The organism is Advenella mandrilli, assembly GCF_016595155.1.
Classification (GTDB): domain Bacteria; phylum Pseudomonadota; class Gammaproteobacteria; order Burkholderiales; family Burkholderiaceae_B; genus Advenella; species Advenella mandrilli.
Genome location: NZ_JAENGP010000021.1, coordinates 20,071 through 33,803, shown reverse-complemented (window position 1 = coordinate 33,803; position 13,733 = coordinate 20,071). Strand labels below are relative to the sequence as shown.

Genomic DNA, 13,733 nt, shown 5'->3' with positions numbered 1-13,733 from the left:
CTTGCGCTTGAATCCGCGCCAACCGTAAAGGATCCCTAGCCAAAAAAGTGCTCAAGGGTTGGGCAGCCTTTTTCAGGTTGCATGGGCCACACGCCAGGGCCAGGTTACTGATCCGGTTTGAACCGCCACGTGCCCGGGGTTGAAGGTGCTCAATCTGTAACGGCGTTTGCGTCGCATCGCAGTACACGCATTTGCGCCCCCATTTTTCCAGCAAATATTCACGCACCTCGTACCCCGCCAAGGCGCCTTGTTGATACTCGACGCCAGAAATTTCCGGCTTTTGCAGTTGCTGCATATCGAAACGCACCAGCTCTGAGCTCAAGGCCGTGATCGGCGCCCAACGAGAGAGGCGTGTAACCCAGGCTGCCGTGGTATCCACCCGATGCTGTAAGGATGGCGCTAGCCAGCCTTTAGGTTTGGTGCGGTTTAAGAAGCGGGGTGCGCGGTAGCGTAATTCCCCGCGACGACGACGGCGCATCTGTCGACGGGCCGTCAGCGCTTCGCTAATCTGGCGTCCACGATGCACCAGCTCGATCAAGGCGAGCACTGCTGCTTGGCGCTGAATTTCACCGGTCGCCGGGTCAACAGTGCTTGACGCCCGAACCACTGCCACGCCCGTTGTTTTACTGCCGGGGTCCAGTTTGACGCGCACCGGCTGGAGGGCACTCTCATCCCGGCGGCGATCCTTTAACCGGATCACCAACGGCATATGACGGTGAATCACCGCCCGCCGTTGACGCAACAACTGCCGTGCCCGTGCCGGATGGCAGGGCATCAGCGGTTTGCCGTGCCTATCTACGACAAAAATAACCAATGGATTACTCCTTTCTCGCCTTACGGCGGTAACGTGTCCTTGCGGACATCTCCCCTCGACCAGGTTGTACGCCAGTTGAAAGCCTGGGGCTTTCGATCACCGCCCGTTTCGTGCTTACCCGAAGCGTGTCTGCAGTGGTGATTTCCAGGGCCTGGGACTGAGGAAGCATCCCAAGGTGGGTCTACGAACTTACGTACAACGGTGCGCCAAGGCGCTCGGTCTGGACAATCTCAGACCTGTGAAGCGTTAACCCCACAAGCCTCGCCCTTCAGGGCGGGGTGATTGACTTTATTATCCTTAACGTTAAATCCAGAATAACATTATCATGCTATTGTTTCCGGTAAAGGAATGAACTCAACATGGTCATCGGGAGGAAGTGGAATTTTCCCGGCTTTCCAATCTTCCTTTGCCTGTTCTATTCGTTCTTTGCGGGAAGAAACAAAGTTCCACCATATATGCCGTGGCCCAAGAGGTTCTCCCCCCAGAAGCATTAGGCTGGCGTTCTCCAGTGCCTGCACGACAGGCAAACTGTCCTTGGCAAAAACCAGCATCTGGCCAGCGACATACGTTTGCCCTTTTACCTGCAGTTTGCCGCTATTAATATAAACAGCCCTTTCGGCATAATCCTGGGGCAACGGTACCCGTTTGCCCGCCGTCACTTCCATGTGCAGATAAAATAACGGCGAATGTACCGTTACCGGGCTTTCCAGCTCAAAAGCGCTACCGGCAATAAGCCTGGCCCATATCCCCTCTTCTGTCATGACCGGCAACTCAAACTCATTATAATGAACAAAAGATGGCTTGATTTCTTCAAATTCTTCGGGCAAGGCAACCCAGGCCTGAATGCCATCCAGCCGCCCACCCGCCGGACGCATGCCATCAAAACGCTCTGAATGGCTAATGCCAGAACCCGCTGTCATCCAGTTCAGCTCGCCGGGCTGGATAAGCTGCTTATAGCCCAGACTGTCCCGATGCGTCATTTCGCCTTCAAACAGATAGGTCACGGTAGACAAGCCAATATGCGGATGAGGCCGCACATCCCGTTCTGGTGGAATGGGGGCTGCCAGTTCATGAGGGCCCATCCGGTCAAAGAAAACAAAGGGACCCACCGAGCGGTGCTTGCGAAAAGGCAGTACCCGGCCCACCTCAAATCCACCACCAAGATCATGGGGACGTGTTTCAATAACGATCTCTGGCATGACAGTTTTCCTGTAAGATTAAAGGCATCACTCATGATAGATGAAATCTTCGGGGTTTACCTGTGGTGTTTTTCCCCATTAACTGAAAAGCAAATACATTTTTACCCAAACCGGCTCATTAACGTTAACAAACCGACTGATTAACATTAAACTTGTTTCCTTTAAAGCAACTTATTTATAACTACAATATCAATGGACAAACAACACAAGCAACAATGGTATTACGGCTGGAATATTGTGGCCGCCGCTACCCTTTTAACCTTATTAACCGTGGGCATGCGACTGGGCATAGGCCCGTTTTTTTTGCCCATTATCAATGACTTGCAATTTACCCGCAGTGAGCTCTCTGGAGTTATTGCCATCGGCATGCTTTTTTACGGTCTTGGCATGCCCGTTGCCGGCCATCTGGTGGGCACCCGGGGGACACGCTTCGTTCTTTTGCTGGGTACGGCCATTGTGGTGGCGTCTTCAATCTGGACGGCCATGGCCAGCAGTTTGACCAATTTTTTCTTTGCCTATGGCATTTTCCTGTCTATCGGACTGGCCTTTACCAGCCAGGTAGCGCTAACTCCAGTCATCAGCCGCTGGTTCATCAGGCAAAGAGGCATGGCCCTGTTCTTTTTATCCACAGGTTCCATGGCGGGCATCGCCATCATGACGCCCCTGTTTACCTATACCAATGAAACGTTTGGCTGGAAAGAAACCATCCTTGGCTTTGCCGCCGTTTTTTCCGTTATTACCATTTTTTCCGCCTTCTTTATTATCCGCGAACACCCGCCCGAAAACGCAGACCTGTTAAATAGCCCCCCTGCCAAAAAAACCGCCGCTACCAAACCAGCCTTGCAAACGGCCCCTCTCAGCCTGAAACAGGCCCTGCGCACCGCCCCATTCTGGAAAGTCGTGCTTGGGCTTTTTGCCTGTGGCTATAGCATGAACCTGTTAGGCGCCCATGGCGTTCCCATGCTGATGGATCACGGTTTTGACTCGGCCAGCAGCGCATTGGGCATCGGCCTGATTGGCCTGATTGCCATTTTCAGTACCCTGGTGCTGGGACGCATTTCCGATACCCTGCCCCGACGCTATATGCTAGCGGTTATTTATTTTGTGCGCGGGCTGGGCTTTTTCGGGCTTGTCATGGTTGCCGTTAACTGGCAACTTTTTGGCGTCGCCACCGTGGGTGGTGTGGTCTGGGCTGGCAGCATTGCGCTTTCTTCCGCCATTCTGGCTGATATTTATGGGGTTAAACTGGTGGGCGTTTTATATGGTCTGGCCTATGTGGGGCACCAAGTAGGCGGCATGATCAGCTCATGGCTGGGCGGCTGGGCTTATGAAACTTTCCATACCCACTGGATTTCTTTCGGTTCAGCCGGTGTATTCTTGCTGCTTGCCGCCATCATCTCATTAACGCTTCCCGATAAAAAGCAATTCCAGTCTGCCTAAGACACCACAGCCTGCCAACCTTACCTTGAAAAAAATGCATAAATACACATTAAAACTCAGCAATGGAAAAACGGTTCAGATCCTTGCCAAAAGCGGGGGTGATGCCATAAAAAAAGCGGTCAAGACGTATGGCTGCCAGCCTGATGAAATTTTAGTTGTTGCGGTGCAAAAAATAGAAGTTTACCGGCCCAAATAAACACAGCAGCGCCACCTAAAGTAACTTCTGAGGGTTATAATTCGCAACAAATTTATCCAGGTATAAAACCATTACCTGCAATCCTTATCAGTTAAAGGCAAATTCGTTGCAACACTCTTTAGAAATTAATGCCATCGCCAGTTTCACGCTGGCTATTCTGCTTTTGTTTATTGGCAAAGGCTTAAGCAATCGTATTACCTGGCTACAGAAATACAGTATTCCAGAACCCGTCATTGGCGGACTGGTCTGCACCATTCTTGTTTGCATGGCTTATTATCTACTGGATCTGCGGATTTCCTTTACCCTTGGCGTACGCGACATGCTGCTCCTGTATTTCTTTGCAGCCATTGGACTTAACACTAATATTCAAACGCTGAAACAAGGGGGTCGGGCATTAATTATCCTGGTGATTATTGCCTCAATTTTCATGATGTTGCAAAACCTGCTTGGCATGAGTATTGCGCAATACTTTGGCATGGACCCCAGAATTGGCTTAATGGCCGGTTCCATCTCATTAACCGGCGGGGTGGGTACCACTATGGCCTGGGCCTCGCATTTTGTTGACACCCTGGGGCTGGATAATGCCGTTGAGATTGGTATTGCGTCCAATATGATGGGCATGATTGCCGCATGTATGATTGGCGGCCCGATTGCCAGCCTCCTGATCAAGCGACATCGCATACAAACGTCAGCCGATCCCGAACTTGATATTGGGATGCGCTACCAGGATGAGCCCTACAAGCGGCTTAACTACTACGGCGTACTAATGGCCATTTTCTGGCTGAATATCTGCCTGATCATGGGCCGTGTGATTATTCGCCTAATTGCCTTTACCGGCCTTAACCTGCCCGCCTTTGTGGGTTGCCTGCTGGCTGGCATTATTATCCGTTCGGTAACGGCACTGGTCGTTCCCAAAGGCGGCCGCATCTGGCGCTGGCACAGCATGCAACCTGGCATTGCACTAATCTCTGATTTATGCCTTGGTATTTTCCTGACTATGGCGCTAATGGGCTTGCAACTGTGGGTTTTGCAACCCATGATCACGTTTATTACCATCACCATGATTCTACAGATTTTACTGGTGATTGCTTTCATCCTGTTGGTGGTTTTCAAAGTCATGGGACGTGATTATGAAGCCGCCGTCATGTGTTCAGGCTTTGGCGGCATCGCGCTGGGTTCCACGGCCACTGCCATTGCCAATATGAGTGCCGTTACCCGCGTATACGGTAACGCCCCACGCGCCTTTATTGTGGTGCCGCTGGTCTGCGGGTTCTTTATTGACCTGATTAACGCGCTGATTATTGGATTTTTGGCAAGGTAAACATCAATTTTCATGGGCCTACCGCCGGCTAACCCAGGCCGCCAGCCAAAAACTGATGGCCAGCAGTATTGCGCAAATGGCGATCGCCCAACTGACAGCACCGTAACTCATGGTACTTGACCAGATCCAGGCTGCCACCAAAGGTGCAAAGGCTTTGGCCAGGGTGCTGGGAAATGTCAAAATACCGTTGAGTGCACCATAAGCCCGGGTGCTTAGCATTTCGGGTACAACCAGCCCGCGTACAATGGTAAAAATCCCGTTACTGGCCCCGTAGGCAATACAGGCCGCGGCAACGATCCAGAAACTGGACGGCTGCAGCGCCAATACAATAAACACAAGGGGAAAAATGACAACCACCAAGGTACCAATGCGTCGCATGGACATGCCTGCCCCAAACATGCTGATCAGGATGCGCCCCGCCACCTGTGCCGGCCCAATGGTAGCAATTACCCAAACCACATTCTGAGTAGACAATCCGCCCTCAAGAAACAGCGGATACATATGAAAAGTGAAGGCAGTGAAAGCACCGGCATACGCAGTAAGCGCCAGCATTAAAAGCCAAAATACGGGCTGCCGGAATGAAGCCCTAATGGCCTGTTGATCGGTTTGTTGCTGACATTCATGGTGGGACGGGATGACGTGGACAATATCTTTTTCGGGCCTGATGAAACCATAATATAACGCAGCACAAAGCACCCCGTTAATGAGGGCCAACACCAGCAAGGCATCACGCCACCCCCAGTGATCCAGCAGAAACTGAACCAGTGGAATAAACACGGTACTGGCAAATCCGCCCCATAAAGTAATGGCAGTAATACCAGACCTTGCCCTGGCCGGCCCCACCCGACGGACGATGACTGCAAATGCAGGCTCATACAAGGTAGCCGCCTGCAACGCCCCCACACCGGCAATAATTAAATAAAACCCTAGCAAACTGCTTACCTGGGACCACATAAAAATAAGCAGGCCAGCCAATAATGACGCGCCAGCCATTAGCCGCCTGCCGTAGCCTTTATCAACAGCCACCCCTACCGGGTAGGCAAGAAACCCAGCCAGCACCAGGCCTGCCGTCGCAGCACCGTATAAATTGGTTCTGGACCACCCCAGTTCTGCCATCATGGCTTCGGCAATCAGGGGAAAACTGTAATATAGCGACCCCCAGCCGCATATTTGTCCGATACCCAATGCCGTAATAAGCACCAAGGCACGATCCGGGTTAGCAGACACTTTAGGGATATCTGCGGATACATTGGCCTGAGAAGTGGACATGAATGTGTTATTTCCAGGTTAATTCTCGTGACTCATTGCGGCTTCAGCCAGTGTGGTGAGCAGTTGCGGTGCTATTTCCTTGCGCTCACTATAACGATCGGTCAAGTAATCAGAACGATCACGGATCAGCAAAGTGAATTTATACAGTTCTTCCATCACGTCCACCACTCTATCGTAATACGCAGATGGCTTCATTCTGCCATTTTCATCAAACTCCTGATAGGCTTTGGGTACGGAAGATTGATTGGGAATAGTCACCATCCGCATCCAGCGCCCCAAAACACGCAATGCATTAACTGCATTGAAAGACTGCGAACCACCACTTACCTGCATAACGGCAAGGGTACGCCCCTGTGTAGGACGAATGGCACCACTTTGTAGTGGCAACCAGTCAATCTGGTTTTTTAATACTGCCGTTAAAGTACCGTGCCGCTCCGGACTGCACCATACTTGTCCTTCTGACCACTCAGACAACTGGCGAAGCTCAACCACCTTGGGATGATCAGCGGGCACGCTATCGGTAACCGGCAAATCATACGGATCAAATACACGCGTTTGCGCCCCCAACTGCTGCAAAATGCGCTCGGCTTCCAGGGTAAGTAATTTACTATATGACGTTTCCCGAAGCGACCCATATAGCAAGAGAATGCGCGGCGGATGCGTACTACCCTGCGTTAATCCCAATTTCTCCAAATCAGGTATCTCAAACACCGATGGCTCTATATTAGGCAATGTTTTCTTCATGGGTTTACCCGCTTGCCCGTTGCATCAATCACCACTTCCCCATCTTCCTTGGAAAAAGCGCCTTGCTGCGCGGCTGGCAAAATTTCCAGCACCACTTCAGAGGGCCGACACAATCTCACTCCCATGGAAGTCACCACAAACGGCCGGTTCATCAGGATGGGGTGCGCTTCAATGGCATCCAGTAACTGTTCTTCGGTAAGCGCCGGGTTTGAAAGCCCCAGCTCCTGATACGGTGTACCCTTTTCCCGTAATGCCTCGCGAACGGTAAGCCCAGCTTTGGCAACCATTGATTTTATGGTTTCGCGGGTAGGCGGGGTTTTTAAATATTCAATAATGACGGGTTCTATCCCCGCATTGCGTATCATGGCCAATGTATTACGAGAAGTGCCACAGTTAGGGTTATGGTAGATGGTAACGTTGTTCATAAGTATTCCTGTAGTGAGCAATCATATACTTTAAGCTTGGTACAGCTGCGCGTATTAACTGAGATATTAACGGACAACTGACCAATTAAAATTTTAAATTTCTGTTAATCAAATAGCATCAATCACGGTAGTATACTATAATTCGATAAATATCGAAATATCGAAATATCGAAATATCGAAATATAGAAACAAAAAGACAATACAGGAACGCTGATGGAAACCAAAGATGCCGTAAAAGCCTTATCTGCACTGGCCCATGAAGCCCGACTTGAAGCCTATCGACAACTGGTACAGGCCGGCTCTGCCGGCTTGCAGGCCGGACAACTTGCAGAAACGCTAGGGATACCTCCCTCTTCACTATCCTTTCATTTGAAAGAGTTAATTAATGCCGATCTTCTGGAGTCAAAACATGAAGGCCGGTATGTCATTTACTCGGTAAAGTTCGAGTCCATGTCAACCTTATTGGATTATTTAACTGAAAATTGCTGTGCTGGAGATAGCTGCCTGGTTACATCACCTGAACCGCATGCCAAATCTGAAAGTTGAATTGAAAAGCGACTGTCCTGCCAGATTAACAATTACTCAAGGCCAAACAACTTGACGTATTTTTATCTTAAATATTAACCACTGACATACTGAATTTATTCAACAGGAAATATCATGTTTGCATCCTTAGCCATTTTTATTGTGGCCATTACTTTTGTCATTTGGCAACCTCGTGGTTTAGGCATTGGCTGGAGTGCCTCTTTAGGTGCCCTATTGGCATTATTATTTGGCGTTATACAAATTAGCGATATCCCAGTCGTGTGGAATATTGTCTGGAATGCAACGGCCACCTTTATTGCCATTATTATCATTAGCTTACTGCTGGATGAAGCCGGTTTTTTTGAATGGGCCGCCCTGCACGTCGCCCGCTGGGGCGGTGGCAACGGCAAAGTTTTATTCAGCCTGATTATTTTGCTGGGCGCTGCGGTTTCCGCATTTTTTGCCAATGATGGCGCTGCCCTTATCCTTACCCCCATTGTCATGGCCATGCTCTTGGCCCTGGGCTTTGGCCCCAGCGCTACCCTGGCGTTTGTCATGGCCGCCGGATTCATTGCCGATACCGCCAGCCTGCCTTTCATTGTCTCCAATCTGGTCAATATTGTTTCCGCTGATTTTTTTGGTATCAGCTTTGCCCGCTATGCCGCTGTCATGGCACCGGTTACCGTTGTGTCGGTGGCGGCAACGCTACTGGTTTTACTTTGGTATTTTCGCGCCAGTATTCCTGCCACCTATGATCGCACCCAACTGAAACGCCCAAAGGATGCTATTCATGACCTTACCACCTTCCGTGCAGGCTGGTGTGTCCTGGCATTGCTGCTGATTAGTTTTTTTGTTCTTGAAGAAGCGGGCATTCCAGTTAGCGTGATTGCCGGTATTGGTGCGGCTATCCTGTTAGTGGTGGCGGGTCGCGGCCATATTATTAGCACCCGAAAGGTCATACGCGAAGCCCCTTGGTCTATTGTGATCTTCTCGTTGGGCATGTACCTGGTTGTTTATGGCATGCGCAATGCCGGGCTAACTGATCATATCGCAACACTTTTGAACTGGCTAGGTGGCCAGGGACTATGGGTTGCCACCATCGGAACCGGACTCCTCACGGCTTTGCTGTCATCCATTATGAATAATCTGCCTACCGTGCTGGTAGGGGCATTGTCGATTGAAGCCAGCCTGGCCACCGGCACCATTAAAGAAGCCATGATTTACGCTAATGTGATTGGCAGTGACCTTGGACCTAAAATCACCCCTATTGGCAGCCTGGCCACCTTGCTATGGCTGCATGTGCTTGCACGAAAGAATCTGACGATTACCTGGGGCTATTACTTCAGGGTAGGTATTGTAATCACACTGCCTGTTCTATTGCTAACGTTGGCAGCATTGGCCTGGAGACTAAGCCCAAGTTTTCTTATATACTAGTGCAAAATTAAACGTTACCTAGGGGGATACAAATGAAAAAATATTTAGCTGCCTGTTTATTGGCGGCAGCCAGCACCACTGCTTCCGCTGACGTATTTCCCGGCCCGCTTATTGCAACTTTTTATATGGAAGCCATGTCAACGCCCAAAGGCTGGGAACTTTCTTATAAAGGCAAGGAAGGTGGTAACGAGGTCTTCATTATGAGAAGGGATTTGGATAAGCACCCGCAAACGGCCATTTTAAAACCCATCGACCAAATGCGACGACTCATGTGTGGCGATGATGCCTTGAAAGCCATGGTAAAAAATGGCGTTAAAGTTAGGGTTGACGCCAGGGATAAAGTCGATGGCAAAGTTAAACTGGTTAAAGGGCCTGTCCTGTCTTCGTGCCAGGGATAATTTAAAACCATCTCGGGCCTCAAGGGCTCAAGGGCCCTTTACATTTTTCGACTGGGTACCGGATTTTGTCAAATCGCGCTGCTTTCATGAAGACGGGCCACTTCTTCATCTGAAAGCACCAGCTGCGCTGAACGGATAAGGCAATCCAATTGGCTAAGGCTGGTTGCACTGGCAATGGGAGCTGTAACCCCTTCTTGCGCCATCAACCAGGCCAGCGCCACTTCTGCGGGCGTTGCCGCATGATTGGCAGCAACTTCATCCAGCGTTGCCAAAATATGCATTCCCCGTTCATTAAGATACGATTTCACACCGCCACCACGTGCACTCTTTTGCAAATCGCTGGCACTGCGATATTTACCCGTTAAAAAGCCACTGGCCAGACTGTAATAAGTAATCACCCCCAGACCTTCGGCAATGGCAAGGTCACGCAGGGCACCTTCATAGCTGCCCCGGTCATACAGGTTGTATTGCGGCTGCAATACTTCATAACGGGGCAAACCGTTTTCAGCAGCAACTTTCAAGGCCTGAGCCAGCTGTTCTGCCGAATGATTGGAAGCACCAATAGAACGGATTTTGCCCACTTTAAGCAAACGCTCATACGCCTGTAGCGTTTCTTCTATGGGAACATTTTCATCAAAAACATGTGAAAAATAAAGATCAATATAATCCGTCTGCAAACGGCGCAGCGAATCTTCAACAGCCCGTTCAATCCATGCGGCAGAAAGCCCTTTCTGACCGGGGCCCATTTCCAGACCGACCTTGGTAATTAACACAATGCGGTCACGGTTACCACGTGCTTTCATCCATTCACCAATAATCGTTTCCGATTCGCCACCACGATTGCCGGGAGCCCAGGTTGAATACATATCCGCGGTATCAAGCGTTTCAAAGCCGGCCCCGGCAAAACGGTCCAACAGTTCAAATGAACGTGTTTTATCTACCGTCCAGCCAAAGACATTGGCACCAAAAACCAGCGGGGAAATATGAATACCCGTTTTTCCCAATGCTCTTTTCTTCATTTTGCCTTTCCTTTACTTATTGATGTGATTCGTTCTTTAAATTCTAGTCAAGGGAAAATGTTTTTGTTAGAAAAACCTTAGAACAAGAACAAATTCATAAGTTTTTACTATTTGAAATATTTTGCATCAAATTCAAATATAGTTTGAATTGATACGATATAATCATGCAAGTATTTTAATACTCAACTACTTTTAGGAAAAAACATGCATCCTGTCATCGCTAAAACCCTGGGTGGACTATCGTTAAACTACTATCTCCGTCAGTTTGTATTCGGTCTTATTTTCCCGGCTTTATTCCTGCTCATGCAGTCCCAAACCACTCAGCCTACCTCAATCGGGATGATTGTTTTTCTGCTTATTTCATCACTGCTTTATCCGTACTCCCGCTTTGTTTATGAAAGCATCATTGGCTATATCATGGGGCAAAACGTTTTCTTTATTAATGCCATTGTCATGCTGTTTACGAAACTAATAACAATGCTGTTATGCTGGGCATGCGCTATTTTCATTGCGCCGGTAGGTCTGATGTATTTGTATTTTTATCATAGCAAGCAGCAGGCCTTGCACAATAAAGATATAGAGTGAAAATTTGGTTCCCCCTTCATGAAAGGAATCAATATATAATTAATTAGTGTTACTGCCTCACTTCATATTTCAGGGATACCTTTTCATGGCGCCATCGCTGTTCGATTATGAAAGCCATTTAGAAGCCTGTGCAAAACAGGATGAGCAAGCCTTCAAAGCCCTGTATCAGCAGGAATCCGCGCAAATGCTGGGGCTGGCCATCAGCATGCTTGGCGATCGCGCGCTGGCCGAAGATTGCCTGCACGACACTTTTGTACAAATCTGGCGGCATGCCCAACGTTTCCAGCGCGCTCTGGGTAGCGGGCGTGCCTGGATCTACAGCATTCTGCGCTACCGTGCCCTTAATCAATTGCGCAACCACGGCCGCTACACAGAACTGGATGATGAGTTTATTGAACGCCTTGCCGACGATAGCCCCCAGGCCACCGAACTGTTTGAGCAGAAAAGTGAAGAGAAACTGCTAAACCGCTGTTTGCAAGGTATCGACCGTAACCGCAGACACCCCATTTTACTGGCCTTCTATCATGGGCTGACCCATGAACAAATTGCCAGCCGCCTAACCATCCCACTGGGTACCATTAAAAGCCGTATTCGCGCTGGACTTCGCGCCTTACAGGAGTGTTTGCAAGCATGAATACCCAACACCCCGATGAACTTCGTACCTTAATTGGCGAATATCTGCTTGGCCTGCTTGATGAAGCGCAAGCCCGGGAAATTCACGATCTGATTGAAAGTGATAAAGACGCCGCCAAAATGGCCCTGCAATGGCAACAGCATTTTCTTGAACTTAGCGACCAGCTGCCGCCACAAACACCCTCGGCCCAATTATGGCCACGCCTGCAGAAAAGTCTTGGCCTGGACGCCCCCGTCAAACGGGCCAGCCCATGGAAAACATGGTGGCAAAGCCTGGCCGCCTGGCGTTTGGCCAGTGCCGCGCTGGCGTTTGCCTTGCTGATTGTTATTTTGCCAGAACTGTGGCAAAACGACATGTCCACCAACCGTTATACCGCTGTCCTGCAGCCTCCGGGTGAATCTGCCCAGCCCGGCTGGGTCGTGCATATTGATCAAAGTGGCGGCCTGCTGCTGGAGCCCCTGAACGATCAACCCATCCCGGCCAACCGCTCCATCCAGTTCTGGACCTTGGTTGATCCGGCCCTTGGTCCACGCTCTTTAGGTTTGGTGGAGCCGGGCAAACCACTGCAACTGCCCGTAGAAAAAATTGGGGCCGTCCAGGCCGGACAGCTGTTTGAACTGACCCTGGAACCGGAAGGCGGCTCTCCCATTAACCGACCAACGGGACAAGTACTTTATATTGGCAGGGCAGTCATGGCCGCTCTCAATTAAAACGGTTTTTACATAAAAGTCACGATTGGGAAATTTATTTTCCAATCGCGACATCCAACGCATTCTCTCGCGGGTATATATACCAGGTGCTTTAACAAAGTACCGGCAAGGCTGATATTTTTCAGCCTTGCATTCATACCAAAAAACACTGAGAGAAATTTTATGAACATGCGTAAAACCCTGCTTTCGATTACTTTAACCGCTGGCACAAGCGCCCTTTTGGCAGGCACCGCCAGTGCTGCAACCCTGCTGGCCCTGACTGCCGATGGCCAACTTTATAAAATTGACACCAACAACCAGAAAATAACGGCCAACATGGCTGCCAGCAGCCCAAGCCCTCTGCGCGGTTTTGATATACGCCCCGCCAATGGCAAGCTTTATGCGTTGGGCAACGACCATCAGCTATACAACATTGATCTGTCCAGTGGCGCCGCCAGCAAAGCAGTGAAACTGAACAAGGAATTGCCAGGCAGCGGCCAGGCCGTGGTTGACTTTAACCCTGCCGCTGACAAGCTGCGTTTGCTGGCTGACGACGGCACCAGCTTTCGGGTTAATGTAGAAACAGGTGAAGTCGCTGTGGATGGCAGCACCGTCTATGCGGCAGATGGCCCTCATGCCGGCAAAAAACCCAATATCGCGGCCGGCGCTTACACCAACTCTTATGCGGGCACCAAAAGCACGGCCCTGCATACCATTGACCTGGCCAGCAATAGCCTGATGTTGCAGAACCCGCCCAACGATGGCATTCAGCAACCGATTGGCAAAATTGCAGATGACCTGAAAGCAGTGGCCATGGATATTCACAGTGATGGCAAAGGTGGCAATACCGCCTACCTGCTAACAGGCTCCACCCTGCATGTACTGGATCTGGGCACTGGTAAACCCAACGCCCTGGGTAAAATAGATGGCCTGCCAGGCAATGTCATTGATATTGCCGTGCTGCCAGGCATGTAAGCTTAAGAACGGAAACGCCCAAAGGCGTTTCCGTTTTCCACTATTTTTCTGGGAACAGGGAAAAA

At 50.0% G+C, this 13,733-nt stretch carries 15 protein-coding genes; 9 read left to right on the top strand and 6 right to left on the bottom strand.

From position 1 onward, the window contains the following. The coding region (gene iscB, locus JHL22_RS14870) for an RNA-guided endonuclease IscB (protein ID WP_200239213.1) at window positions 1-814 on the bottom strand (814 nt) is incomplete at its 3' end. A gap of 323 nt (window positions 815-1,137) precedes the next feature. Beyond that, window positions 1,138-2,013 (bottom strand): pirin family protein, encoded by an 876-nt coding sequence (locus JHL22_RS14865; protein WP_200239211.1) that lies wholly within the window; start codon window positions 2,011-2,013, stop codon window positions 1,138-1,140. 192 nt (window positions 2,014-2,205) lie between these two features. On the opposite strand from JHL22_RS14865, the gene JHL22_RS14860 reads away from it, so the two are divergent. Together JHL22_RS14860 and gltS are read left to right on the top strand one after the other, a co-directional pair. Next, complete coding sequence (locus JHL22_RS14860) at window positions 2,206-3,453, top strand: MFS transporter (RefSeq protein ID WP_200239209.1); 1,248 nt, start codon at window positions 2,206-2,208, stop codon at window positions 3,451-3,453. A 302-nt stretch (window positions 3,454-3,755) separates the two neighbouring features. Further along, window positions 3,756-4,970 carry a sodium/glutamate symporter gene (gene gltS / locus JHL22_RS14855; protein WP_200239207.1) on the top strand — a complete coding sequence of 405 codons (1,215 nt, stop codon included), beginning with the start codon at window positions 3,756-3,758 and terminating at the stop codon, window positions 4,968-4,970. An 18-nt stretch (window positions 4,971-4,988) separates the two neighbouring features. Here the strand turns inward: gltS and JHL22_RS14850 are convergent, their stop codons facing one another. The 3 genes from JHL22_RS14850 to arsC are packed head-to-tail and all read right to left on the bottom strand — an operon-like array spanning window position 4,989 to window position 7,408. Beyond that, window positions 4,989-6,239 (bottom strand): MFS transporter, encoded by a 1,251-nt coding sequence (locus tag JHL22_RS14850; RefSeq protein ID WP_200239205.1) that lies wholly within the window; start codon window positions 6,237-6,239, stop codon window positions 4,989-4,991. A gap of 18 nt (window positions 6,240-6,257) precedes the next feature. Beyond that, window positions 6,258-6,983, bottom strand: a complete 726-nt coding sequence (arsH, locus tag JHL22_RS14845) for an arsenical resistance protein ArsH (RefSeq protein WP_200239203.1) — start codon at window positions 6,981-6,983, stop codon at window positions 6,258-6,260. Next, the gene (arsC, locus tag JHL22_RS14840) at window positions 6,980-7,408 is read right to left on the bottom strand and encodes an arsenate reductase (glutaredoxin) (RefSeq protein ID WP_200239200.1); all 429 of its coding nucleotides are present in this window, start codon (window positions 7,406-7,408) and stop codon (window positions 6,980-6,982) included. Before arsC ends, arsH begins: the two co-directional genes overlap by 4 nt. A gap of 214 nt (window positions 7,409-7,622) precedes the next feature. Between arsC and JHL22_RS14835 the strand changes: the two genes are divergently transcribed. The 3 genes from JHL22_RS14835 to JHL22_RS14825 all read left to right on the top strand — a co-directional run bounded on the left by JHL22_RS14835 (window position 7,623) and on the right by JHL22_RS14825 (window position 9,766). Next, window positions 7,623-7,955: an ArsR/SmtB family transcription factor gene (locus JHL22_RS14835; protein ID WP_200239198.1), complete on the top strand. Its 333-nt coding sequence runs from the start codon at window positions 7,623-7,625 to the stop codon at window positions 7,953-7,955. A 114-nt stretch (window positions 7,956-8,069) separates the two neighbouring features. Beyond that, a complete protein-coding gene (locus JHL22_RS14830; protein ID WP_200239195.1) occupies window positions 8,070-9,368 on the top strand; it encodes an arsenic transporter in 1,299 nt (432 codons plus the stop codon). Between the two features lie 32 nt (window positions 9,369-9,400). Beyond that, complete coding sequence (locus JHL22_RS14825) at window positions 9,401-9,766, top strand: calponin homology domain-containing protein (protein ID WP_200239193.1); 366 nt, start codon at window positions 9,401-9,403, stop codon at window positions 9,764-9,766. A gap of 68 nt (window positions 9,767-9,834) precedes the next feature. Here the strand turns inward: JHL22_RS14825 and JHL22_RS14820 are convergent, their stop codons facing one another. Continuing rightward, window positions 9,835-10,785: an aldo/keto reductase gene (locus JHL22_RS14820; protein ID WP_200239191.1), complete on the bottom strand. Its 951-nt coding sequence runs from the start codon at window positions 10,783-10,785 to the stop codon at window positions 9,835-9,837. 204 nt (window positions 10,786-10,989) lie between these two features. Between JHL22_RS14820 and JHL22_RS14815 the strand changes: the two genes are divergently transcribed. From JHL22_RS14815 to JHL22_RS14800, 4 genes are all read left to right on the top strand, one after another. Beyond that, window positions 10,990-11,370 carry a hypothetical protein gene (locus JHL22_RS14815; protein ID WP_200239189.1) on the top strand — a complete coding sequence of 127 codons (381 nt, stop codon included), beginning with the start codon at window positions 10,990-10,992 and terminating at the stop codon, window positions 11,368-11,370. An 85-nt stretch (window positions 11,371-11,455) separates the two neighbouring features. Next, window positions 11,456-12,004, top strand: a complete 549-nt coding sequence (locus JHL22_RS14810) for a sigma-70 family RNA polymerase sigma factor (RefSeq protein ID WP_200239187.1) — start codon at window positions 11,456-11,458, stop codon at window positions 12,002-12,004. Beyond that, window positions 12,001-12,714: an anti-sigma factor gene (locus tag JHL22_RS14805; protein ID WP_189383478.1), complete on the top strand. Its 714-nt coding sequence runs from the start codon at window positions 12,001-12,003 to the stop codon at window positions 12,712-12,714. Before JHL22_RS14810 ends, JHL22_RS14805 begins: the two co-directional genes overlap by 4 nt. 162 nt (window positions 12,715-12,876) lie before the next feature. Continuing rightward, window positions 12,877-13,668 (top strand): DUF4394 domain-containing protein, encoded by a 792-nt coding sequence (locus JHL22_RS14800; RefSeq protein WP_200239184.1) that lies wholly within the window; start codon window positions 12,877-12,879, stop codon window positions 13,666-13,668. Window positions 13,669-13,733: the final 65 nt, after the last annotated feature.

What these genes read in the sequence shown, in the direction of transcription:
- JHL22_RS14865 (WP_200239211.1), bottom strand. Translation starts at nt 2,013, where the DNA reads ATGCCAGAGATCGTTATTGAAACACGTCCCCATGATCTTGGTGGTGGA.
- JHL22_RS14860 (WP_200239209.1), top strand. Translation starts at nt 2,206, where the DNA reads ATGGACAAACAACACAAGCAACAATGGTATTACGGCTGGAATATTGTG.
- JHL22_RS14850 (WP_200239205.1), bottom strand. Translation starts at nt 6,239, where the DNA reads ATGTCCACTTCTCAGGCCAATGTATCCGCAGATATCCCTAAAGTGTCT.
- arsH (WP_200239203.1), bottom strand. Translation starts at nt 6,983, where the DNA reads ATGAAGAAAACATTGCCTAATATAGAGCCATCGGTGTTTGAGATACCT.
- arsC (WP_200239200.1), bottom strand. Translation starts at nt 7,408, where the DNA reads ATGAACAACGTTACCATCTACCATAACCCTAACTGTGGCACTTCTCGT.
- JHL22_RS14835 (WP_200239198.1), top strand. Translation starts at nt 7,623, where the DNA reads ATGGAAACCAAAGATGCCGTAAAAGCCTTATCTGCACTGGCCCATGAA.
- JHL22_RS14830 (WP_200239195.1), top strand. Translation starts at nt 8,070, where the DNA reads ATGTTTGCATCCTTAGCCATTTTTATTGTGGCCATTACTTTTGTCATT.
- JHL22_RS14825 (WP_200239193.1), top strand. Translation starts at nt 9,401, where the DNA reads ATGAAAAAATATTTAGCTGCCTGTTTATTGGCGGCAGCCAGCACCACT.
- JHL22_RS14820 (WP_200239191.1), bottom strand. Translation starts at nt 10,785, where the DNA reads ATGAAGAAAAGAGCATTGGGAAAAACGGGTATTCATATTTCCCCGCTG.
- JHL22_RS14815 (WP_200239189.1), top strand. Translation starts at nt 10,990, where the DNA reads ATGCATCCTGTCATCGCTAAAACCCTGGGTGGACTATCGTTAAACTAC.
- JHL22_RS14810 (WP_200239187.1), top strand. Translation starts at nt 11,456, where the DNA reads ATGGCGCCATCGCTGTTCGATTATGAAAGCCATTTAGAAGCCTGTGCA.
- JHL22_RS14805 (WP_189383478.1), top strand. Translation starts at nt 12,001, where the DNA reads ATGAATACCCAACACCCCGATGAACTTCGTACCTTAATTGGCGAATAT.
- JHL22_RS14800 (WP_200239184.1), top strand. Translation starts at nt 12,877, where the DNA reads ATGAACATGCGTAAAACCCTGCTTTCGATTACTTTAACCGCTGGCACA.